The 19,609-nt window shown below is 68.8% G+C and carries 23 protein-coding genes; 5 read left to right on the forward strand and 18 right to left on the reverse strand.

All coding sequences use genetic code 11. From position 1 onward, the window contains the following. Positions 1–122: 122 nt before the first annotated feature. The 3 genes from ACWF82_RS08810 to sigE are packed head-to-tail and all read right to left on the reverse strand — an operon-like array spanning position 123 to position 2,765. Complete coding sequence (locus tag ACWF82_RS08810) at positions 123–1,658, reverse strand: trypsin-like peptidase domain-containing protein (RefSeq protein ID WP_452499427.1); 1,536 nt, start codon at positions 1,656–1,658, stop codon at positions 123–125. A gap of 10 nt (positions 1,659–1,668) precedes the next feature. Continuing rightward, complete coding sequence (locus ACWF82_RS08815) at positions 1,669–2,040, reverse strand: zf-HC2 domain-containing protein (RefSeq protein ID WP_452499429.1); 372 nt, start codon at positions 2,038–2,040, stop codon at positions 1,669–1,671. A 59-nt stretch (positions 2,041–2,099) separates the two neighbouring features. Then, positions 2,100–2,765 (reverse strand): RNA polymerase sigma factor SigE, encoded by a 666-nt coding sequence (sigE, locus tag ACWF82_RS08820; RefSeq protein ID WP_452499431.1) that lies wholly within the window; start codon positions 2,763–2,765, stop codon positions 2,100–2,102. Positions 2,766–3,139: 374 nt separating this feature from the next. On the opposite strand from sigE, the gene ACWF82_RS08825 reads away from it, so the two are divergent. Further along, on the forward strand, positions 3,140–3,772 hold the full coding sequence (locus ACWF82_RS08825) for an O-methyltransferase (protein ID WP_189026380.1): 633 nt from the start codon (positions 3,140–3,142) through the stop codon (positions 3,770–3,772). A gap of 70 nt (positions 3,773–3,842) precedes the next feature. On the opposite strand, the gene glgC is transcribed toward ACWF82_RS08825, so the two are convergent. Continuing rightward, on the reverse strand, positions 3,843–5,060 hold the full coding sequence (glgC, locus tag ACWF82_RS08830; RefSeq protein WP_452499433.1) for a glucose-1-phosphate adenylyltransferase: 1,218 nt from the start codon (positions 5,058–5,060) through the stop codon (positions 3,843–3,845). Between the two features lie 109 nt (positions 5,061–5,169). Between glgC and glgA the strand changes: the two genes are divergently transcribed. Continuing rightward, on the forward strand, positions 5,170–6,336 hold the full coding sequence (glgA, locus tag ACWF82_RS08835; protein ID WP_452499632.1) for a glycogen synthase: 1,167 nt from the start codon (positions 5,170–5,172) through the stop codon (positions 6,334–6,336). 4 nt (positions 6,337–6,340) lie between these two features. Here the strand turns inward: glgA and ACWF82_RS08840 are convergent, their stop codons facing one another. From ACWF82_RS08840 to ACWF82_RS08900, 13 genes are all read right to left on the reverse strand, one after another. Continuing rightward, a complete protein-coding gene (locus ACWF82_RS08840) occupies positions 6,341–7,237 on the reverse strand; it encodes a putative RNA methyltransferase (RefSeq protein ID WP_452499434.1) in 897 nt (298 codons plus the stop codon). Positions 7,238–7,251: 14 nt separating this feature from the next. Continuing rightward, the gene (locus ACWF82_RS08845; RefSeq protein WP_011211259.1) at positions 7,252–7,419 is read right to left on the reverse strand and encodes a DUF3117 domain-containing protein; all 168 of its coding nucleotides are present in this window, start codon (positions 7,417–7,419) and stop codon (positions 7,252–7,254) included. A gap of 80 nt (positions 7,420–7,499) precedes the next feature. Continuing rightward, positions 7,500–8,129 (reverse strand): DNA-3-methyladenine glycosylase I, encoded by a 630-nt coding sequence (locus tag ACWF82_RS08850; protein ID WP_452499436.1) that lies wholly within the window; start codon positions 8,127–8,129, stop codon positions 7,500–7,502. Further along, entirely contained in the window at positions 8,126–8,446 is a 321-nt protein-coding gene (locus ACWF82_RS08855) for a DivIVA domain-containing protein (protein WP_452499438.1), read from the reverse strand. The genes ACWF82_RS08850 and ACWF82_RS08855 overlap by 4 nt, the downstream gene beginning before the upstream one ends. A gap of 160 nt (positions 8,447–8,606) precedes the next feature. Continuing rightward, entirely contained in the window at positions 8,607–9,743 is a 1,137-nt protein-coding gene (locus tag ACWF82_RS08860; RefSeq protein WP_452499439.1) for an Mrp/NBP35 family ATP-binding protein, read from the reverse strand. 58 nt (positions 9,744–9,801) lie between these two features. Continuing rightward, on the reverse strand, positions 9,802–10,386 hold the full coding sequence (locus ACWF82_RS08865; RefSeq protein ID WP_452499441.1) for a hypothetical protein: 585 nt from the start codon (positions 10,384–10,386) through the stop codon (positions 9,802–9,804). Continuing rightward, on the reverse strand, positions 10,383–10,871 hold the full coding sequence (locus ACWF82_RS08870; RefSeq protein WP_452499443.1) for a hypothetical protein: 489 nt from the start codon (positions 10,869–10,871) through the stop codon (positions 10,383–10,385). Before ACWF82_RS08870 ends, ACWF82_RS08865 begins: the two co-directional genes overlap by 4 nt. Next, a complete protein-coding gene (locus ACWF82_RS08875; protein WP_452499445.1) occupies positions 10,872–11,597 on the reverse strand; it encodes a WXG100 family type VII secretion target in 726 nt (241 codons plus the stop codon). It abuts the gene before it with no gap. Further along, a complete protein-coding gene (locus ACWF82_RS08880; protein ID WP_452499446.1) occupies positions 11,594–11,926 on the reverse strand; it encodes a type VII secretion target in 333 nt (110 codons plus the stop codon). The genes ACWF82_RS08875 and ACWF82_RS08880 overlap by 4 nt, the downstream gene beginning before the upstream one ends. 135 nt (positions 11,927–12,061) lie before the next feature. Further along, entirely contained in the window at positions 12,062–12,922 is an 861-nt protein-coding gene (locus tag ACWF82_RS08885; RefSeq protein WP_452499448.1) for a lytic transglycosylase domain-containing protein, read from the reverse strand. A gap of 96 nt (positions 12,923–13,018) precedes the next feature. After that, positions 13,019–14,416: a lytic murein transglycosylase gene (locus ACWF82_RS08890; RefSeq protein ID WP_452499450.1), complete on the reverse strand. Its 1,398-nt coding sequence runs from the start codon at positions 14,414–14,416 to the stop codon at positions 13,019–13,021. 113 nt (positions 14,417–14,529) lie between these two features. Then, positions 14,530–15,120 (reverse strand): DUF1003 domain-containing protein, encoded by a 591-nt coding sequence (locus tag ACWF82_RS08895; protein ID WP_452499452.1) that lies wholly within the window; start codon positions 15,118–15,120, stop codon positions 14,530–14,532. Beyond that, entirely contained in the window at positions 15,117–16,430 is a 1,314-nt protein-coding gene (locus ACWF82_RS08900) for a magnesium transporter MgtE N-terminal domain-containing protein (RefSeq protein ID WP_452499454.1), read from the reverse strand. Before ACWF82_RS08900 ends, ACWF82_RS08895 begins: the two co-directional genes overlap by 4 nt. Before the next feature lie 33 nt (positions 16,431–16,463). Here ACWF82_RS08900 and ACWF82_RS08905 point away from each other — a divergent pair, with 33 nt between their 5' ends. Genes ACWF82_RS08905 through ACWF82_RS08915 form a run of 3 tightly spaced genes read left to right on the forward strand, consistent with a single transcriptional unit; the run spans position 16,464 to position 18,513 of the window. Further along, on the forward strand, positions 16,464–17,420 hold the full coding sequence (locus ACWF82_RS08905; protein ID WP_452499456.1) for an HpcH/HpaI aldolase/citrate lyase family protein: 957 nt from the start codon (positions 16,464–16,466) through the stop codon (positions 17,418–17,420). Positions 17,421–17,432: 12 nt separating this feature from the next. After that, positions 17,433–17,927: a general stress protein gene (locus ACWF82_RS08910; protein ID WP_189026409.1), complete on the forward strand. Its 495-nt coding sequence runs from the start codon at positions 17,433–17,435 to the stop codon at positions 17,925–17,927. A gap of 4 nt (positions 17,928–17,931) precedes the next feature. Further along, the gene (locus ACWF82_RS08915; protein ID WP_452499458.1) at positions 17,932–18,513 is read left to right on the forward strand and encodes a suppressor of fused domain protein; all 582 of its coding nucleotides are present in this window, start codon (positions 17,932–17,934) and stop codon (positions 18,511–18,513) included. On the opposite strand, the gene ACWF82_RS08920 is transcribed toward ACWF82_RS08915, so the two are convergent. Beyond that, the gene (locus ACWF82_RS08920; protein ID WP_452499460.1) at positions 18,510–19,586 is read right to left on the reverse strand and encodes a magnesium and cobalt transport protein CorA; all 1,077 of its coding nucleotides are present in this window, start codon (positions 19,584–19,586) and stop codon (positions 18,510–18,512) included. The two genes, ACWF82_RS08915 and ACWF82_RS08920, sit on opposite strands and share 4 nt — an antisense overlap. Between the last annotated feature and the right edge of the window lie 23 nt (positions 19,587–19,609).

Consider the following 19,609-nt stretch of genomic DNA (forward strand, 5'->3'; position numbering starts at 1 on the left):
TTGCCGAGACTGTCGTGAGGCGGCGGAGCCGTTCGCCACAGCAATGCCAGGTGGACGGCGCGGAAATGCCAGGTGGACGGTACGAACACGATGTCCGGCCAGCTTTACCTGGCATCTGCGCCTCAGTCGGACTCGAGGGTGACGGGGACGTCGACCTGGCGGCCGTCGCGAATCAGTTTCACCGTGACTTGCTGGCCGATCTGATTTCGCTGTTCGGCGACGGTGAACTCGTCGGCGCTGGTGACTTCGCGATCGCCGATGCCGACGATGACGTCGCCTTCGACGATGCCCGCGCGCGCGGCAGGACTGCCCACCTTCACGTCGGCCACCTGGGCGCCACTGGTGACCTCGTTGGCCACGGTCTTGGTGCGGACGGTGATGCCCATGGTCGGGTGGTGCATCTGCCCGTCGCGGATCAGGGTTTGGGTGACGGCGGTCATCACGTCGACCGGGATGGCGAAGCCGAGGCCGACCGAGCCGCCGGTCTCGCTGCGGATCGCGGTGTTGATGCCGATCACCCGGCCCTCCATGTCGACCAGGGCGCCACCGGAGTTACCGGGGTTGATCGCGGCGTCGGTCTGCACGGCGTCGATCACGGCATTGGTGTCGCTGCCCTCGCCCGCCAGCTTCACGGGGCGGTGCTGGGCGCTGACGATGCCGGAGGTGACGGTCTTGCTCAGGCCGAGCGGGGAGCCGACCGCCAGCACGTCGTCGCCGACCTGCACCTCGGCGGACTTGCCGAGGGTGGCCACGGTCAGGTTCTTGGCCTCGACCTTGAGCACGGCCAGGTCGGTCTTGGGGTCGCGGCCGACGATCTGGGCGGGCACCCTGGTGCCGTCGGAGAACTGCACCTGGATGGCCGCCCGATCGGACTTGTCGGTCGCGGCCATCGAGATGACGTGGTTGTTGGTGACGACGTAGCCTGCGCCGTCGATCACGACGCCGGAACCGGTCGCGCCGTTGTCGCCGACGGTGACCCGGATCGAGACCACCGACGGCAGAACGGCATTGGCGACGGCGGCGATCCGGCTGTGCGGCTCCTCGATGCCCGCGCTCTGGTCGAGGGTGACCTTGCGTGAGGTCAGCGTCGAGGCGGTCTCGGCGCTGATCCGCCCGACCAGCCCACCGACGACGGCGATGCCGAGCGCGAGCGCGGCCAGCAGGGCCAGCGCCTTGGGCGCGACGCGGGAGCCGAACAGCACCTCGCGGGCGGTCAGCTTGGGGGCGACGGGCAGACGTTCGGGTTCGGGCGTCTCGACGGCGGGCGCACCGAGGCGTGCGCCGGCGGCCGGATCACGCCACGGGTCGACCGGACCGGCGATGCCAGGGCGCGGTTCCTCGGAGCCGGGTTCGCGCTGCAGCAGCTCGTCGGAGCCTTCGGGCCGGGCGAACGCCTCGGCAAGCACGCCGTCCGGCGGCCGCTGGGTGACCAGCTGATCGGCGTGCGGGGCAGTGGCCTGCTGCTGCGGGTCGTGCGGTGCGAACGAGCCGTTCTGGCCGTTCGGGCGGCGGAACGCGCGCGCGATATGGCTGTCGATGTGCGGCCGGTACACCGGGCGCGGGCCGAGGTTCGGCGCGTCCGACGGCCGCAGGTTCCCCCGGTCGGCCGCCGAATCCGCGTGTTCGGTCGATCCGGAATTCGTCGATTCGCCTGTCACGTCCGAGACTCTACTTGCGACGCCAGGTTGTCCACCGGGTCGCGGTGAAGGAATCGGTGATGAATCCGAGAATCGCCTCGTTACGGCGCGGCGGTTCGGGCGAGGTCCCGGGCAGTTCGCCCAGCGGGATGCGGGTCAGGCTGTCGTGCAGGCTGCGCGGCACGGCGACTTCGGCGGCCCGGCGCAGCGCGATGCGCGCCTGCTGCTGGGCATCGACCTCGGCCGCGCATTCCGGGCAGACCGAAAGATGCTGGGCGGCGCGCAGATACGCGTTCATGCGCAGTTCGCCGTCGACATAGGCCGCGATCGCCTCGCTGGCCAGGTGCTCGGTGGGCTGAAAGCGCGGGGTACGACCTGAGGAGGCACTGCGATCCACGCTCATGCGGAGTTCTTCCTTCCGACCGACATCAACCGAGAGGCCCGGCGATACCGAGAACGGCATCACCCTGCGTAGGCGTCAGCGGAGTACCGCTGCTCAGTTCCATTATGCGCAAGGTAGTCGCGCAGTGCCTGCCGCCCGCGATGGATCCGGCTGCGCACGGTGCCCAGCTTCACGCCGAGCGTCGCGCCGATCTCCTCGTAGGACAGGCCCTCGATGTCACACAGGACCACCGCGGCACGGAACTCCGGCGCCAGTGAATCCAGCGCTTTCTGCAGGTCGGGGTCCAGACGTGCGTCGTGGTAGGACTCCTCCGGAGTCGGGCCTTCGGCGGGAACCCGGTCGTAGTCCTCGGGCAGCGCTTCCATGCGGATGCGGTTGCGGCGACGGACCATGTCGAGGAAGAGGTTGGTGGTGATGCGGTGCAGCCAGCCCTCGAAGGTGCCTGGCTGGTAGTTCTGCAGCGAGCGGAACACCCGGATGAAGGTCTCCTGGGTGAGGTCGTCGGCATCCTGCGCATCGCCGGAGAGGCGGTAGGCCAGCCGGTATACCCGGTCGGCGTGTTCGCGGACCAGTTCGTCCCAGGACGGCATGACGGTGCGGTCACCGGTGGCGTCGAAAGCCGCGGTGCCGGTGAGTTCGACTTCGAATTCCGCATCGTCGGCGGCAGTGAGATCGGTCGTGAGAGTCTGGTCGGGCAGTGTGGCGTGACGCGCCGTGTCTACCATCGGGATGGGACACCTCCTACTCGGGACCGCTGGCACGAAACCTCGCCGGTCCGGGTCGACGAACCTTGCTATCGGAATCAACCAGCAACTGTGTGAGGTTGTTCCCGCGTCTCGTGCCCGCCGCGATCGGCTGGCCTTGCGTAGGGCAACTATTTCCTGTCCCGATATGGGTCAGATGTGGAGATCCTGAGTGTGTCCTGAGAATCCTCGCCCGTGCCGACCCTAACCCCGCCGGCAAGGGAAAACCAGCAGTTCCAGGCCTTTCGTGACCTTTCCGCAAACTTCTGGCAATTGTTTGATCTGTGTGCGACACATCGTCGAACCGGCGCATTCGCTGAGTACACAGACCCCTTCGGTGGCCTAGCCTCTTAGCTGTGGCATCGAACGTGGAGCGGAACCTGGCCTATGTGGAGGAGTCCGTCGTCGAGGACGACGTCCTCCTCGATGCGCGCGAGCGGGCCACCGAGCTGGGCGCCGTTCCGGTGCCCGCTTCCGTCGGCGCCGTGCTGAGCATGTACGCGCAGATGCTGGGCGCCCGCGCGGTCGTCGAGGTGGGCACCGGCGCCGGGATCAGCGGGTTGTGGCTGCTCGACGGCATGCGCGAGGACGGCACGCTCACCACGATCGACTCCGAACCCGAGCATCAGCGCGCGGCCAAGGAGGCCTTCCGCACCGCCGAGATCCCGCCTGCGCGCACCCGGCTCATCAACGGCCGCGCGCTCGACGTGTTACCCCGGCTCGCCGACGGCGCCTACGACCTCGTCTTCGTCGACGCGGCCCCGATGGAGCACCCGCTCTACGTCGAGCAGGGTGTCCGGCTGCTGCGCGAGGGCGGCGCGATCATCCTGCACAACGCGCTGCTCGGCGGTCGCGTCCCCGATCAGAGCCAGCGCGATCCGGCCACCCAGGCGGTGCGGGCGGCGACCAGGGCGATCGCGGAGAATCCCGAGCTCACCAGTGTGCTGATTCCGATCGGTGACGGTCTGCTCTGCGCCTCGCGCGGTTGATACCGCGGCGCCAGCCGCCGACTGAGGTTACGAGGGCCCGAACCCGCGGCGCCAGCCGCCGACGGCAGAGCTAACCGACCCAGATCCCCTTGCCGACGGTGACCACGCCACCGTTGCTGACGGCGAACCGTTCGCGGTCGCGGTCCAGGTCGACGCCGATGATTTCGCCCTCGGCGACCACCACGTTCTTGTCCAGGATGGCGTGGCGCACCACCGCGCCCTTGCCGATCCGGACACCGGGCATGAGCACGCTGCCCTCGACGGTGGCGCCGTCGTCGATCATCACGTTCGAGCTGAGCACCGAATTGCGGACCGTGGCCGCCGACAGGATCGAGCCCGCGCCGACGATCGATTCCTGGGCGAGGCCGCCGCGGGCGAACTTGGCGGGCGGCAGGTTCTCCGCGGCGCCGCGGATCGGCCAGTGCTTGTTGTAGAGGTTGAACACCGGATGCACCGAGACCAGGTCCATGTGCGCCTCGTAGAAGGCGTCGATGGTGCCGACGTCGCGCCAGTAGCCGCGGTCGCGCTCGGTCGCGCCGGGCACGTCGTTGTCGGCGAAGTCGTAGACGGCGGCCTTGCCCGCCGCGACCAGCGCCGGGATGATGTCGCCGCCCATGTCGTGGTCGGAGTCGGAGTTCGCGGCGTCGGAGCGGATCGCGTCGACCAGCACGCGGGTGGTGAACACGTAGTTGCCCATCGACGCGAACGTCATGTTCGGATCGTCGGGCGTGCCGGGCGGGTGCGCGGGCTTCTCCAGGAACTGGGTGATCCGGCCCGACTCGTCGGAGTCGATGCAGCCGAACGCGCTCGCCTCGCTGCGCGGCACCCTGATGCCCGCGACGGTGACGCCCGCGCCGGAAGCGATGTGGCTGGCGACCATCTGCTCCGGGTCCATCCGGTACACGTGGTCGGCGCCGAAGACGACGATGTAGTCGGGATCCTCGTCGTAGATCAGGTTGAGCGACTGCATGATCGCGTCGGCGCTGCCGGTGTACCAGCGCGGGCCGAGCCGCTGCTGTGCGGGCACCGGAGTGATGTACTCGCCGGTGAAGCCGGACAGCCGCCAGGTCTGCGAGATGTGACGGTCCAGCGAATGCGACTTGTACTGGGTGAGCACGCACAGGCGCAGATACCCCGCGTTGACGAGATTGCTCAGGACGAAGTCGATCAGCCGATACGCCCCACCGAAAGGAACCGCGGGCTTGGCCCGGTCGGCGGTGAGCGGAAATAGGCGCTTGCCCTCGCCACCGGCGAGCACGATCCCGAGTACGTGCGGCTGGCTCCTCACCCTGTCAAAGTACAGGCTGGGCGCCACCACGGTGGCCCATGTCGACCCGAGGGTCTAATTTGGACCAGTGAGTTTTGGCACCGACAGCGAGCAGGCGCCGGCGGGATCGGTGCGAGTCGCCATGCTGACCCGGGAGTATCCGCCGGAGGTGTATGGCGGGGCCGGTGTGCATGTCACCGAGCTCACCGCCAGGCTGGGGAAGCTGTGTGAGGTGACGGTGCATTGCATGGGCGCGCCGCGCCATGGCGCCGTCGTTCATCGGCCTGATCCCGAGCTCTATGCCGCCAATGCCGCGCTGCAGATGATGTCGGCGCAGTTGCGGATGGCCGATGCGGTGGGTGCGGTCGAGGTGGTGCACTCGCACACCTGGTACGCGGGAATGGCTGGTCATCTCGCGGCGGCGCTCTATGGGATTCCGCATGTGCTCACCGCGCATTCGCTGGAACCGCGCAGGCCGTGGAAAGCCGAGCAGCTCGGCGGCGGATACCGGCTGTCGTCGTGGTCGGAACGCAATGCGATGGAGTACGCCGACGCCGTCATCGCGGTGAGCGAGGGCATGCGCCACGACGTGCTCGACGCCTACCCGGCGATCGACCCGGAGCGGGTTCATGTGGTGCACAACGGCATCGACGCGGGCATCTGGCATCCCGGTCCGCCTACGGGCGAGGAGATGCCGGTCCTGGAGCGGCTCGGGGTGCGCGCCGACCGGCCGATCGTGTCGTTCGTCGGGCGGATCACCCGGCAGAAGGGCGTCGGGCATCTGCTCGCCGCCGCCGCGGATTTCGACCCCGATATCCAGCTGGTGCTGTGCGCGGGCGCCGCCGACACGAGGGAACTCGAACTCGAGGTCGCTGCCGCCGTCGACGGGCTGCAACGCAAGCGCGGCAATGTGTTCTGGGTCAAGGAGATGCTGCCGACCGAGCAGGTCCGCCAGATCCTGGCCGCGTCAGCGGTGTTCGTCTGTCCCTCGGTCTACGAGCCGCTCGGCATCGTCAATCTGGAGGCGATGGCCTGCGCGACCGCGGTCGTGGCCTCCGATGTGGGTGGGATCCCCGAGGTCGTCGACGACGGGGTCACCGGACGGCTTGTGCACTACGACGCCACCGAAACGGAAGAGTACGAATACGGCCTGGCCGCGGCGGTGAACGCGGTGGCAGGCGACCCGGCCCTGGCGCTCCGCTACGGCGAGGCAGGACGGGCGCGGGCGATCGCGGAGTTCGACTGGGCGCGGATCGCCGAGCAGACCCTGGCGGTGTACCGGAGCGTGCTGCGGTAGTCGATCAGGTCGGGACGTAGGCCGACACCGTCACCGACGCGGTGACCTCGGTGATGTCCGGCAGATCCGCGATACGGGGATCGTCGGCGGGGGTGCCGTGGAAGGCGGACGGGCCCATCGCGATGACGTTCGTGACGTCGGCGCGGGCGAGTTTCATCGGGAACTCGACGAGGGTGTGGGTGGTGCGGGTGAAGGAGCCCGAGAGGGAATCGGCCAAACGGCGGTCCTTGTCGGGGTCGACGCGGACCATGTCGAGGGGGCCGACCAGCTCGTTCAGGTGACGGGCGGTGGGGGTGACGACAACGAAGCGGCCGCTAGGCGCAAGGACCCGGGCGACCTCGGCCGGGTTGCGCGGGGCGAAGACCGAGAGGACACCGGCGAGAGCGCCGTCGCGAATCGGGAGACCGCGCCACGCGTCGGCAAGTACCGCGGCCATCCGCGGATGCGCGCGAGCGGCTCTGCGGGCGGCCGGTTTGGCCACGTCCAAGGCGATGCCGGCCGACTCCGGCGCGGCGTCCAGCAGAGCGGCGAGGTAGTAGCCGGTGCCCGCGCCGACCTCGAGCACCGCGCTCGTGTCAGACGGGGTGTGAGCCGCGGCCGGGCCGTTGTGGGGCACTACGGCGCGGTCCGAGCTCATGATGTCCGTGGAGCCCGGGGTCGTGGCGCCGAAAGCCTGGGCGATCGCCGCGGCGATGGGCGCGAAGTGCCCGGCGCCCTGGAAGGCGGCGCGGGCGTCCAGCATGGCGGCGGTGTCGCCGGTCATCTTCGTCGACGCGCCGGTCAACAGCCCGACATAGCCCTGTCGGGCGATGTCGAAGCTGTGTCCGGTACCGCAGCGCAGCGCGCGTTCGCGCGGTTGCAGTTCGTCTCCGCACTCCGGGCAGGCCAGGAGTGCGGCCACCTCGGTGAGTGCGGTCAGCTGGTGACGCTCTTCAGCTCGTCACCGAGCGCCGCAGCCTCGTCCGGTGTGAGTTCGACGACCAGACGCCCGCCACCCTCGAGTGGAACCCGCATGACGATTCCACGACCTTCCTTGGTTGCCTCGAGGGGACCGTCCCCGGTACGGGGCTTCATGGCCGCCATCCTCTGCTCCCTCCAGATCTGCGCGGTCGAGTGCGCACCTGTTCTCTGGCTCGCCGGGTGTTCGGCGGGCCACACCGGTCCTATTCTTCCCTATTGCCGTCTCGGGCGGACACCTGAGTACGAAATGTGACTGCCGAGTCGGTTCCGTTCTGGGCCGCGCGCACCCAGCAAACCTCCAGGTGATCGTCCACCATCCCGGTCGCCTGCATGAGGGCATACGCCGTCGTCGGGCCCACAAAAGCGAAGCCCCGGCGCTTCAATTCCTTTGCCAGAGCAATGGATTCGGGTGTGGTGGCGGGCACATCCGCGATCGCCGCCGGGCGCGGGCGTGGCGCGGGCGCGAAGGACCACAGCAGCTCGTTGAGGCTCACCGGCAGGTCCCGGGCAACCTTGGCGTTGGCGATCACCGCGTCGATCTTGGCGCGGTTGCGGACGATGCCCGCGTCGGCCAGCAGCCGGGCGCGGTCGTCGTCACCGAACTCGGCGACCTTCGCGATCTCGAAGCCGGCGAACGCGGCCCGGAACGCCGGGCGCTTGCGCAGGACGGTGATCCAGGCCAGCCCGGACTGGAACGCCTCGAGGCACAGCCGTTCGAACAGGGCGTCGTCACCGTGCAGCGGCTTGCCCCACTCGGTGTCGTGGTAGTCGCGGTAGAGCGGGGAGCCGGTCGACCACGGGCAGCGGATGAGCCCGTCGTCGAGCTCGGTCACGGCCGGTCCTGACCGGACGCCACCTGAGCCTGCCACTGGCGTACCTGTGCCAGCTCCAGCTCGAGTTCGTCGATGCGCTCGGCCAGCCTGCCCAGCGCCCAGTCGACCTCACCGGCCTTGTATCCGCGCACTACCTGCTGGAACCGCAACGCGCGCACATCGGCCCCCGTCACGGCCTGCGCGGGCAGCACCGTGGCCGTCGTGCCCTCGGGTAACGGGCCGAGTTCCTCTGACCGTCCGAACACGGCGCTCGCCAGGAGGAACAGCATGGCCGCCACCAACCCGACGATGAGCACGTATAGAAGCAGCGTAAGCACCCTGCCAGCCTACTGTTCCGCCTCCCCGAGAATTCAGGCCGGACTCAGGTGCGGGGTCGTTTGTGTCGGCGGCCGGTGGCGAGCAGTCGGGTCGTGTCAGCCCGTGCCCGGTGAGTTACCCATGTGCGGGCGAGATCAGGTGCCGGCCCATGGGCACCCGCTACAAGTGCCGCGTGGTATCGATGCCGAGGGACATGCCCGCCAGGCCGCGCTTGCGGACGGCCAGCTTGTCGGCGACCTCGCGCAGGGCCTTGGCGGCCGGGTTGTCCGGGTCGGTGAGCACGATCGGTTTGCCCTCGTCGCCGCCCTCGCGCAGGGCCTGCTCGATCGGGATCTGGCCGAGCAGCGGCACCGTCGCGCCGACCGCGCGGGTCAGGCGATCCGCGACGACCTGGCCGCCGCCGGAGCCGTAGAGCTCCATCCGGGAGCCGTCGGGCAGATCGAGCCAGGACATGTTCTCCACCACGCCCGCGATCCGCTGCCGGGTCTGCAGGGCGATCGCGCCCGCGCGCTCGGCCACCTCCGCGGCGGCGATCTGCGGGGTGGTGACGACCAGGATCTCGGCGCTGGGGATCAGCTGGGCGATGGAGATGGCCACATCGCCGGTGCCGGGCGGGAGGTCCAGCAGCAGCACGTCCAGGTCGCCCCAGAAGACGTCGGCCAGGAACTGCTGCAGCGCGCGGTGCAGCATCGGACCGCGCCACACCACGGGCGTGTTGCCCTGGGTGAACTGCGCGATCGAGATCATCTTCACGTCGTATGCCATCGGCGGCATGATCATCCGCTCGACCTGGGTCGGGCGGGCGTCGGTGCCGAGCATGCGCGGAATCGAGTGGCCGTAGATGTCGGCGTCGAGCACACCGACCGACAGGCCACGCTGCGCCAGCGCGACGGCCAGGTTGGCGGTGACGCTGGACTTGCCGACACCGCCCTTGCCGGAGGCGACGGCGTACACGCGGGTGAGCGAACCGGGCTGGGCGAACGGGATCACCGGCTCGGCCGAATCGCCGCGCAGCGACTTGCGCAGCTCGGTGCGCTGCTCGTCGCTCATCACGTCGAGGTCGACGGTCACCGCACCGGCGCCGGGCACGTCGGCGACGGCCTTGGTGACGCGCTGGACGATCTCGGTCCGCAACGGGCAGCCGGACGTGGTCAGATACACCTCGACGTGCACATCACCGCTGTCGGCGATGGCGATCGACTTGACCATGCCCAACTCGGTGATCGGCTTGCGGATCTCCGGATCGTCGACCTTCGCGAGCGCCGCCCGCACATCCGCTTCCGTCATCACTGGCATATGCCCGATTTTATGCTGCCGGCAATTCGAGCACGGTCCTGGGGCTGATAGGCGCTGTTCACCGCGTCTCGGCCCGGTTCCGCTCGACCGCGGCGGCGAAATCCGGGTGCGCGGAAACGATCAACTGGTCCGCGTCCTGGTTCATCCACACGTCCGCGAAGAACCCGGATCGGCACCATGCCAGCAAAGCCACCATCAAGGCGAGCGGCATACATCCGGGCACAACGGCGAACCCCAACGGTATGTAGAACTGACTCAGCTCGAGCGACACCGCGGTGACAAGTGCCGCGATCGTCAGCGCCACCACGAGCAGAGCTGCCAGCGTGATCCAGCGGGACCGCCTGATCTCCTGTCGGCAGAATTCGCAGACCGGGCAGGAGAATCTGAGCCTCGCCACTACCGGGTCCTGCTGGAAGAACGGCACCGCGGACTTCACCAGCAGCCGCGCGGTCGGCAATTCCGAGAGTGGCCCGGCGGAATTCACCGCGAAGTCACGATGTCCGATGGCAGGCAGTCCGTGCTCGCTACACACCTCGGGCATCCGCTCGGCCAGCACCAGCTCCATGGGCCCCGGCGTGGTGAAGATCGGTAGCCAGTCCGGGTTGACCTCGGTGTCGAAAACGACCTGTTGCCGGGATGTCATGACAGCCAGCCCCGCTGGTTTCGTTCGCGGAAATACTGGTCGTCGTCGTCCTCGTCATCCGGGGTGACAATGCGCTCGCGGTTGGGCCTGCGGGTTCCGGGAACCACAGTGCTCGCAGCCGGTGCGGGCGCCGATGGGGGCGGCTGGTCCGCGACCGGCTCCGACCCGAGCTCGTCCGCGACCGGCTGCGACCTGAGTCGCAGCAAGTCCGCTTCGCCCTGTTCTGCCAGCCGCTGCCGCTGCTCATCCGACATACCGGCGAACTGAGCCATCGCGGCGGGCATCGTCTGATCGGCAACCCGGTTGAAAGCCTCACTGTGCAGCAGGTCGTGGGCGCTGCCCTTCCCCTCGAGGATCCCGCGCAGCTGATTCTTCAACTGCGGATCCGTGGCGTTGTCCATCAGTACCCGCAGCGCTCTCGACAGCTGCCGTGAGACTCCGATGTCACCGCGGGCCAGGTCGTGAATCGGCTCAGGCGCGTTCACTCAGGCTCCCGGGTGGTCGTAGTTCACGGTGGGCAGTACCGGCAAGTCAGCACTCTCGACCACAGCGACCACGCCGAAACCGACACCGGCGATACCTTCGAGGGCTGCGTACCCGGAGTTGAAACCCTGGACCAGGAGGTTCCATTCCTTGATGACCTGGAGCGTGGTCAGGGTGGCAGCGGCGACCAGGGCCGCGGTCGCGACAATGCCGACGCCGGAGGCGGCGGCGACCCTGACCGCGACCCACTCGATGAAGGCGATGGCGCCGTAGTCCAGCACTGCCTGCAGTGCGTTACTCATCGCTGTCGAGATGTGGTACGCGGACTCGGCGAAACGCTTGATTTCGTCGGCCATGTCCTTCAGCGGATCGACCTGGGCGGAGATAGCGGCCGTGAGCTCGGTGAAATAGGACTGGGCGCTCGTCGCCGCGTTTCCGTCCCACGTCGTGTCGACCGCGGCCGCGGCGGACTTGACCGATTCGGAGAAGGACGAACTGTAGGCGGCGAGGTTCTCCACGGCCTTGCCGGCTTTCTGCAGCGCCTCCCAATCACCGGAGATCTTGCTGGTGACCCACTTGAGCGGGTCGGTGCCGACAACGCTTGCACACCACGTGTTCACCCAGTAGCTCGGGGAGACGGCGTTGGAGGTAATGAGGAACTCGATCTTGTCGCTGAGCGGATCCTCGAGCGCGGGCTCGGTCAGGTGCTCGGCCGGGGCAGTCGTCATGACTGACCACCCGCGGGATAGGTCCGGTCCAGCTCATCGGCCAGCGCCTTGTCGGTGGTGCGGTACACCTGCGCCACCTTGGTCAGTTCGGTCGCCGCGGCCTCGGCGAGTGTGCCCAGTGTGGCGTAGTTCGGCGCCAGTTTGCCGTGCGCCTCGGCGACGGCGCTCAGCCCGGTCCGGATCAGCCCGCCGTCGCCCCACACCGTGTTGTCCAGGACCAGCCACTTCTCCAGATAGGTCGCGACATTCGCGTTGGCTTCGGCGAGTGTCTTCAAACTCGCGGCGAACGTGTCCACCGCGGTGGGATCAACCTTGAAAGTCTCCGACATCGAGCCCCCTGTCCCGGCGGCGAACCTGACGCCGCGCGAATGTCAGAGCACTTTCACATAAGTGGCTCGCGCAGTGCAACCACGCCTTGCCGGGGGCCGACCTGGCCGCCACTCGGCAGCGGCCCTACCGGTGCCTCAGATGCGGGGGAGATCCGACGGTTTGGGAGCGAGCCCGCTCGAGTACGAGCCCGACCACGCCATCACGTTGGCGACGTAGGCCATCGAGTTGTTGTAGCGCAGGATCGCCTTGGACTGCTGGGACAGGTCGCGCATGTTCAGTCCGCCGTCGCACAGGTAGCGGCCCGCGGTGAGGGCGGCGTCGAACAGGTTCTGCGGGTCGGCGACGCCGTCACCGTTGCCGTCGGCGGCGTAGCGGTGCCAGGTCTCGGGCAGGAACTGCATGGGGCCGATGGCGCGGTCGTAGCCGCCGAGGCCGTCGAGCTCGCCGCCGTCGCTGTCGTAGATGACGTTGTTGCCGTACAGGCTGCCGTCGAGGACCGGACCGTAGACGGCCTTGATCGGGTTGCCGTCGGCGTCGGCTTTGCCGTAGGCGTGGGTGGATTCGACGCGGCCGATGCCTGCCAGCAGCGACCAGGACATCCCGCAGTGCGGATTCTCCACGGCCAGTTGCTCTTCGGCGGTCTGGTAGGCGGCGACCGCGATACCGGGAATGCCGAGCGGGCCTGCGGGGAGATCGGAGGAAGCCCGATCATCGCGCAGCGCAACGGTTTTCACCACCGGGTCGGCGGAGGGTGACTGACGAGCCTCCGCGTGCGCGACCTCGGCGATGTCGGCCTGGGGTGCCGAGACGAGCTCGGACGCAACCTCCGGTTCGACACCGGGCAGGTCGTGCTCGACGGCCGCCGTGCTTGCGATGGTCGTCGCGTCGGTGGCCGCGGCGGTAACGGCCACGAGTCCGGCGGGGACCAATCCGGTCAATGCGATGAGCGAGCTACGGCGAACCGTCGTAGCAGGCTGTTTCCGATGACGACCCACTGTGTGGTGCCCTCCTCAACCGTGTTGGATGAGAAGAGATTACCGCACCCGAGACCTTTTTGTTACCCCTCTGTGATCTGAATATCGGTTTGATTTCTACGGGGCTGCCGGGGCGGGCGGCAGCGGGATGACGATGTTGAACGGCAGCGTGATCCCGGGCTGCTGGGTCGGCGCCACGGGGGCGGGCTCTGCGGGCGCGGCCTCGGCGGGCGCGGGCTCCTCGGTCGGCGCGATGCCCGGTTCGGGCGTCTTCTCCGGTTCCTCGGGCGCGGGCGCCTCGGCGGGTGCTGGCTCGCCGGTCGCGGCGGGCGTACACACGGGCGCGGTGGCCTGCTGCTCGGGCTGTGCCGGATCCTTCGGCGCCGCGGCACCGTAGGTCTGCTCGACCGGGCGCTTCTCCTCCACGAGCGGGTTCGGCATCTGGGCGGGCACCGGGTCGCTCACGCAGACCTCGGGCGCCGGGGCCACCGGCGCGGGGCAGAAGATGCCGCAGGGGATCGGCGGCAGGCCGGGCAGCGTGATCATCACCTGCGTCGGCGTGGTGACCTTCGGTGTATTCGGCGGCAGCTGATTGGTCGTCGACGGCGGCGCGGCGGTGACCGGCGCGTCGGTGGCGGCGGCCAGCACGTTGGGCGAGACCAGCGGCGCGCTGCCCGGCGGCACGATGTCGGGGGAGATGGTCACCTGGCTCGGCGCGCCACCGGTCCTGTACGCCGCCGACCAGCTCAGCACATTGGCCGCGTAGGACATCGAGTTGTTGTAGCGCAGCACCGCCCGCAGCTCCTGGGACGCCTCGCGCAGGTTCATGCCACCCGAGCACAGGTACTTGCCCGCGGCGAGCGCGGCGTCGAAGACATTGTGCGGATCGGCCGTGCCGTCCCCGTTGCCGTCGGCGGAGTACAGCGCCCAGGTGCTCGGCAGGAACTGCATGGGGCCGACCGCGCGGACGAATCCGCCGTCGGCTTCCTTGATGATCTCGTTGCCCGGCAGTGTGCCGTCGAGCGCCGGGCCGAAGATCGGGGTGGTCGAGGTGCCCGCCGCGTCGGTGCGGCCGCTGCTGGCGTGCCCGGATTCGATGCGGCCGATGCCCGCCAGCAGGTTCCAGGTGAGCCCGCAGCCCGGCTGCGCGGTCTCCATCGCCAGTTCGGCATTGCGGTAGGCGGCGAGCACGATCTCCGGGATGCCCAGCGCGCCGCTGCCGGCTGGTAGCGAAATGCTGTGCAGCGGAACGGTTCCGGCGAAAGGCGCCAGGTTGTTCGCCGACGGTGTGAGCGCGCGCAGCTTGCGCGGCGCCTCCTGCGCGATCGGCAGCAGGCCGACGATCTCGGACGGATCGGTCGCTGGGGTGTCCTCGGTGGTGCTCGCCGTCGCGGCCAGCAGCGCTTCCGGCGCGGTCGGCGCGGTGCTGGGAGTCGCGGTCTGCACGGTCGACCCGGAGGCGACGAGTCCAGCGACGACAAGGGCCGACATCGTTATCGGAGCAGAGATTCGCACGGCCACACCAACCCTTTACGTCGAAGCAGCGGGCCGCAGAGTCCCCCTCCGGCCCGCCCGGAACAACGTGATCCAGGTTACCTACCGGTCAGGTAGTTGTAGAGCATTTCCGGTTACTCGTCTGAATCACCTGGCGAAACCGGGGCAGGAGAGGGCGTTTGACCGGAGGTTTTCTTGCGGATGGCTTTTCGCTTTTTGTCCGTCTTCGGCGCGCCGTCCGGTGTCGTGACCGCGTCGATCCGGTCGAGCACCTCCTTGATCTCCTCGAGCTCGCGGCGCAGGTAGTCGCGGGTGGCGACATCGCCGACGGCGAGGCGCAGCGAGGCCAGCTCGCGGGCCAGGAATTCGGTGTCGGCCTTGGTCTGTGCCGCCCGGCTGCGGTCCTCTTCCAGGGAGACCTTGTCGCGGTTGTCCTGCCGGTTCTGGGCCAGCAGGATCAGCGGCGCCGCGTAGGCGGCCTGGGTGGAGAACGCCAGGTTGAGCAGGATGAACGGGTACGGGTCCCAGCGCAGCGCGACCACGAACACATTGAGGATGATCCACACGATGACGACCACCGTCTGGATCGCCAGATATCGTCCCGTCCCGAGGAACCGGGCGACCTTCTCGCTGCTGCTCGCGAACGCCTCGGAATCCCAGTCGAGGGAAAAGCGCGAGCCGACCGGCGTTTCCAGCCGCTGACGGGCCGGGTTCTTCTCACTCACGACGCGCCTCCCTCCGCACGGAGCATGCTCGCCTCGGCATGGGCGGACGGTGGCTCCTCTTCTTCGCGCCAGTCCTCGGGCAGCAGGTGATCGAGGACATCGTCGACGGTGACCGCGCCGAGTAGATGATTCTCCGCGTCGACGACCGGACCGCACACCAGGTTGTAGGTGGCGAAGTAGCGGGTCACCGCCGACAGCGGCAGATCCGGTGACAGCGGCGACAGGTCGGTGTCGACGATGCCGCCGACCAGGTGCGCCGGCGGTTCTCGCAGCAGCACCTGGATGTGGACACAGCCCAGATACCGTCCCGTCGGGGTCGCTGTCGGCGGCCGGACGACGAACACCATCGAGGCGAGGGCCGGGGTGAGATCGGGGTCGCGGACCCGGGCCAGCGCCTCGGCGACGGTGGTCGACGGGCTGAGCACGATCGGTTTCGGCGTCATCAGACCGCCCGCGGTGTCGGGGGAGTGCGCCAGCAGCCTGCGGACCGGCTCGGATTCCTCCGGATCCATCAGGGCCAGCAGCGATTCCGCTTCGCTCTCGGGCAGTTCGCCGAGCAGGTCGGCGGCGTCGTCGGGGTCCATCGCCTCGAGTACGTCGGCGGCGCGGCGCACCTCGAGATGGCCGAGCAGATCGACCTGGTCGTCGTCGGGCAGCTCCTGGACGACATCGGCGAGGCGTTCGTCGTCGAAGGCGATCGCCACCTCGATGCGGCGCTTCTCCGGCAGCTCGCGCAACCGGTGGGCGACGTCGGCGGCGCGCAGCCCCTCGAACTGTTCGAGCAGGGTGGTGACGTCCTGACCCGGCCTGCCGACCACGGCGGGTGTTATGCCCTCGACCTGCGACCAGTCGACCACGTGCACGGTGCGGCGGCGCCCGATCCGGCGATGCCCGCGCACGGCGACCCGGCCGACCACCCAATCCCTGGTCCTGGTCTGCTCGATGCCGAGATCGGCCACGTAGACATCGATGCCGTTCAGATCAGGCAGGCCGGGATCGTTCACCCGCACCTGGGAGTCCACGATCTGGGCCATGGCCAGCAGCTCGCCGGGGCGCTGCGCGAATCGCCGCAGGCTCACGGTGCCGGTGTTCAGGGTGACGATGCCCGGCTCGATCGCGGTCACCCGCAGCATCGGCACGAAAATCCGCCGCCGGGTGACCAATTCGACGACCATGCCGTGCACCCGCGGCTGCTGGCGCCCGTGCCGCACGGCCACGACGACGTCGCGGACCCGGCCGATAGACTCGCCGTCCGGACCCAGCACCGTCAGACCGGCGAGCCGGGCGACGTACACCCTGGTGGTTGCCATGACCCTCAGGCTAGGCCACACGAGGAGGAGCCCATGAAGCCCCGCCGATCAGTGCTTGCCGTCCCCGGCAGCAACCCCAAGATGATCGCCAAGGCCAAAGGCCTGCCGGTGGACGAGGTCTTTCTCGACCTCGAGGACGCCGTCGCGCCCGGCGCCAAGAGCGCGGCGCGGGCGAATATCGTCGCCGCGCTGAACGAACCGGGCTGGGGATCGCAGCTGCGGGTGGTCCGGGTCAACGACTGGACCACCGAGTGGACCTACGCCGATGTGATCACCGTGGTCGAGGGCGCGGGCGCGGTGCTCGACGCGATCCTGCTGCCCAAGGTGACCGACGCGAGTCAGGTACAGGCGCTGGATCTGCTGCTGACCCAGCTGGAGAAGGCGAGCGGGCTCGAGGTCGGGCGGATCGGGATCGAACCGCAGCTCGAGAACGCCATGGGCCTGCGCAATATCGACGCCATCGCGACCGCGAGCCCGCGCGTGCAGGCGCTGGTGTTCGGCCCTGCCGACTTCATGGCCAGTATCAATATGCGCACGCTGGTGGTCGGCGAGCAGCCGGAGGGCTACGACGTCGGCGACGCCTACCACCACATCCTGATGACCATCCTGCTCGCCGCCCGCGCGCACGGCATCCAGGCGATCGACGGTCCGTACCTGCAGGTCCGCGATGTCGACGGGTTCCGGCGGGCGGCCGGGCGCACCGCCGCACTGGGTTTCGACGGCAAGTGGGTGCTGCACCCCGACCAGATCGACGCGTGCAACGAGATCTTCAGTCCGCGCCACAGCGATTACGACCGCGCCGAGCTGATCCTGGAGGCCTATGCCTTCCACACGTCCGAAGCGGGCGGCGCGCGCGGCGCCGTCATGCTGGGCGATGAAATGATCGATGAGGCCAGCGCGAAGATGGCGCAGGTCATAGCGGAGAAGGGCCGAGCTGCCGGAATGACGCGCACAACGCGTTTCACTCCGCCACAGCCGGTCCAGAACTAGCAGAATGGGACTATGACGAATCCCTTGGGCAACCCGAATCGCGGACGGCAGGCGTTGCCGACGCCGCCGTCGGGCTGGCCGGTCGGCTCGTATCCGACCTACGCCGAGGCGCAGCGCGCGGTCGACTACCTGGCCGACGGGCAGTTCCCGGTGCAGGATGTGACCATCGTCGGCGTCGACCTCATGCAGGTGGAGCGGGTGCTGTACCGGCTCACCTGGGGCAAGGTCATCGGCGGCGGCGTGGTCTCGGGCGCCTGGCTCGGCCTGTTCCTCGGACTGCTGCTGAGCCTGTTCACCACCACCGGCGGTGCGCTCGGCCCGCTGGTCGTCGGCCTGGTCGGTGGCATCGTGTTCGGCGTGATCACCACCTCGATCCCGTACGCGGCCACCAAGGGCCAGCGCGACTTCGCCTCGTCCATGCAACTGGTCGCTGGCCGCTACGACGTCCTGTGCGACCCGAAGACCGCCGAGCGTGCCCGCGACATGCTGGCCCGATTGGCCCTGTGACGCAATGGATGTGGTGAATTCGGTCCGCACCGCGGTGCTGGACCATTACGGCGTCGACCGTGGGCAGGTCGACTCGGCCTCGGTCACCTTCCTCGGGTTGGAGCCGATCGAGATCCTGCGCATCCCGGGCGATGACGCGATCCATTACGCGACACTGGGCGGATCACGCCATCCGATGGGCGATCCGGCCGACCTGCTCGCCGACCCCGTGCGCGGCCCGCGCGCCGAGCTGGTGCTGACGCTGCTGGCGAGCGCGGGTCCGCAGGCCGGTGTCGCGCGCACGCTGGGCGTCCTGGTCGCGACGCCGTCGGTGGAAGGCGTTGTGCTGCAAGCCGACGCGCTGCTTGACCTGGGCGAACCGCTGTGGCACAACGCCACCTTCACCGCGGTCCTGCTCGGCGAGAGCGACATCACCGAGGTGGCGCTGCCCGAACCCGCCGATCCGGTGCGGTATCTCAGCGTCACCCCGATCACCGCGACCGAGGCCGCCTGGGTGCGGGTGCGCGGTGCGCAGGCGCTGCGCGACGCCTGGTCCGAGGCCGGTATCGATGTGCGCGACCCCGCTCGCGGCGCGGTGAATCTCTAGATCCACTTGTTGCGGCGGAAACTGCGGAACAGCGCGGCGCACAACCCGACCATGATCGCCACCACCACCGGGTACGCCCACGGCTGGTGCAGTTCCCACATGTAGTCGAAGTTCATGCCGTAGACGCCGGCGATCATGGTCGGCACCGCGGCCATGGCCGCGTAGGCCGCGATCTTGCGCATGTCGGTGTTCTGCTGGACGCTGATCTTGGCCAGCGCCGCGTTGACCAGGCCGTTCAGCGATTCGTCGAAGTAGGCGATGTGCTCGGTGACATTGGTGTGGTGGTCGGCGACGTCGCGCAGATAGCGGCGAATCTCCTTGGGCACCGGCAATTCCTGGTTGTGCACCAGCGATTGCAGCGGCAGCCCCAGCGGCGCGACCGCGCGGCGCAGTTCGACCACTTCCCGCTTGAGCTGGTAGATCGCGCCGATGCCGACCTTCGAGGTGGGGGTGAACACCGCCTCCTCCATTTCGTCGATGTCGGACTCGACCGACTCCGACACGTCGACATAGGAATCGACCACATGGTCGGCGACGGCGTGCAGCACTGAGAGCGGACCGAGCCGCAGCTGATCCGGCCTGCCCTCCAGTTCGTGGCGGACCCCGGCGAGCCCGGTGTGCTCGCCGTGGCGCACGGTGATCGCGAAATGCGGACCGGTGAAGACCATGATGTCGCCGGTCTCGACGATCTCGCTGATGGCGTGGATGTCGTGCTCGATATAGCTGACGGTGCGCATGACCAGGAAGAGGGTGTTGTCGTAGCGCTCCAGTTTGGGGCGCTGGCGGCCGTGCACCGTGTCCTCGACGGCCAGCGGGTGCAGGTCGAAGATCTGGGCGACATCGGCCATCTGCCCCTCGTCCGGATCGTGCAGGCCGAGCCAGACGAACCCGTCCTCGGTCTCGGCCGCCTCGGTCAGCGCCTGCTGCGGGGTGAAGTGCCCGGGCAGCCGCCTGCCGTCGACGTAGACGCCGCAGTCGACGATGGCGCGCGCCGTCGGAACGGGGATCCGCGGCCGCGGTGACCCCGGCCTGCTCGGCCCGCGAAACGACGGCATCGGCGGTAGGGAGGGCACGACCTGGATGCTACGGCCAACTG

Source organism: Nocardia sp. NPDC055053 (genome assembly GCF_053608285.1).

Bases quoted from the DNA above. Each gene is read 5' to 3' on its own strand.
- ACWF82_RS08815 (WP_452499429.1), bottom strand. From the start codon at position 2,040: ATGAGCGTGGATCGCAGTGCCTCCTCAGGTCGTACCCCGCGCTTTCAG.
- sigE (WP_452499431.1), bottom strand. From the start codon at position 2,765: ATGGTAGACACGGCGCGTCACGCCACACTGCCCGACCAGACTCTCACG.
- ACWF82_RS08845 (WP_011211259.1), bottom strand. From the start codon at position 7,419: ATGGCGGCCATGAAGCCCCGTACCGGGGACGGTCCCCTCGAGGCAACC.
- ACWF82_RS08860 (WP_452499439.1), bottom strand. From the start codon at position 9,743: ATGCCAGTGATGACGGAAGCGGATGTGCGGGCGGCGCTCGCGAAGGTC.
- ACWF82_RS08865 (WP_452499441.1), bottom strand. From the start codon at position 10,386: ATGACATCCCGGCAACAGGTCGTTTTCGACACCGAGGTCAACCCGGAC.
- ACWF82_RS08875 (WP_452499445.1), bottom strand. From the start codon at position 11,597: ATGACGACTGCCCCGGCCGAGCACCTGACCGAGCCCGCGCTCGAGGAT.
- ACWF82_RS08880 (WP_452499446.1), bottom strand. From the start codon at position 11,926: ATGTCGGAGACTTTCAAGGTTGATCCCACCGCGGTGGACACGTTCGCC.
- ACWF82_RS08900 (WP_452499454.1), bottom strand. From the start codon at position 16,430: ATGGCAACCACCAGGGTGTACGTCGCCCGGCTCGCCGGTCTGACGGTG.
- ACWF82_RS08905 (WP_452499456.1), top strand. From the start codon at position 16,464: ATGAAGCCCCGCCGATCAGTGCTTGCCGTCCCCGGCAGCAACCCCAAG.
- ACWF82_RS08910 (WP_189026409.1), top strand. From the start codon at position 17,433: ATGACGAATCCCTTGGGCAACCCGAATCGCGGACGGCAGGCGTTGCCG.
- ACWF82_RS08915 (WP_452499458.1), top strand. From the start codon at position 17,932: ATGGATGTGGTGAATTCGGTCCGCACCGCGGTGCTGGACCATTACGGC.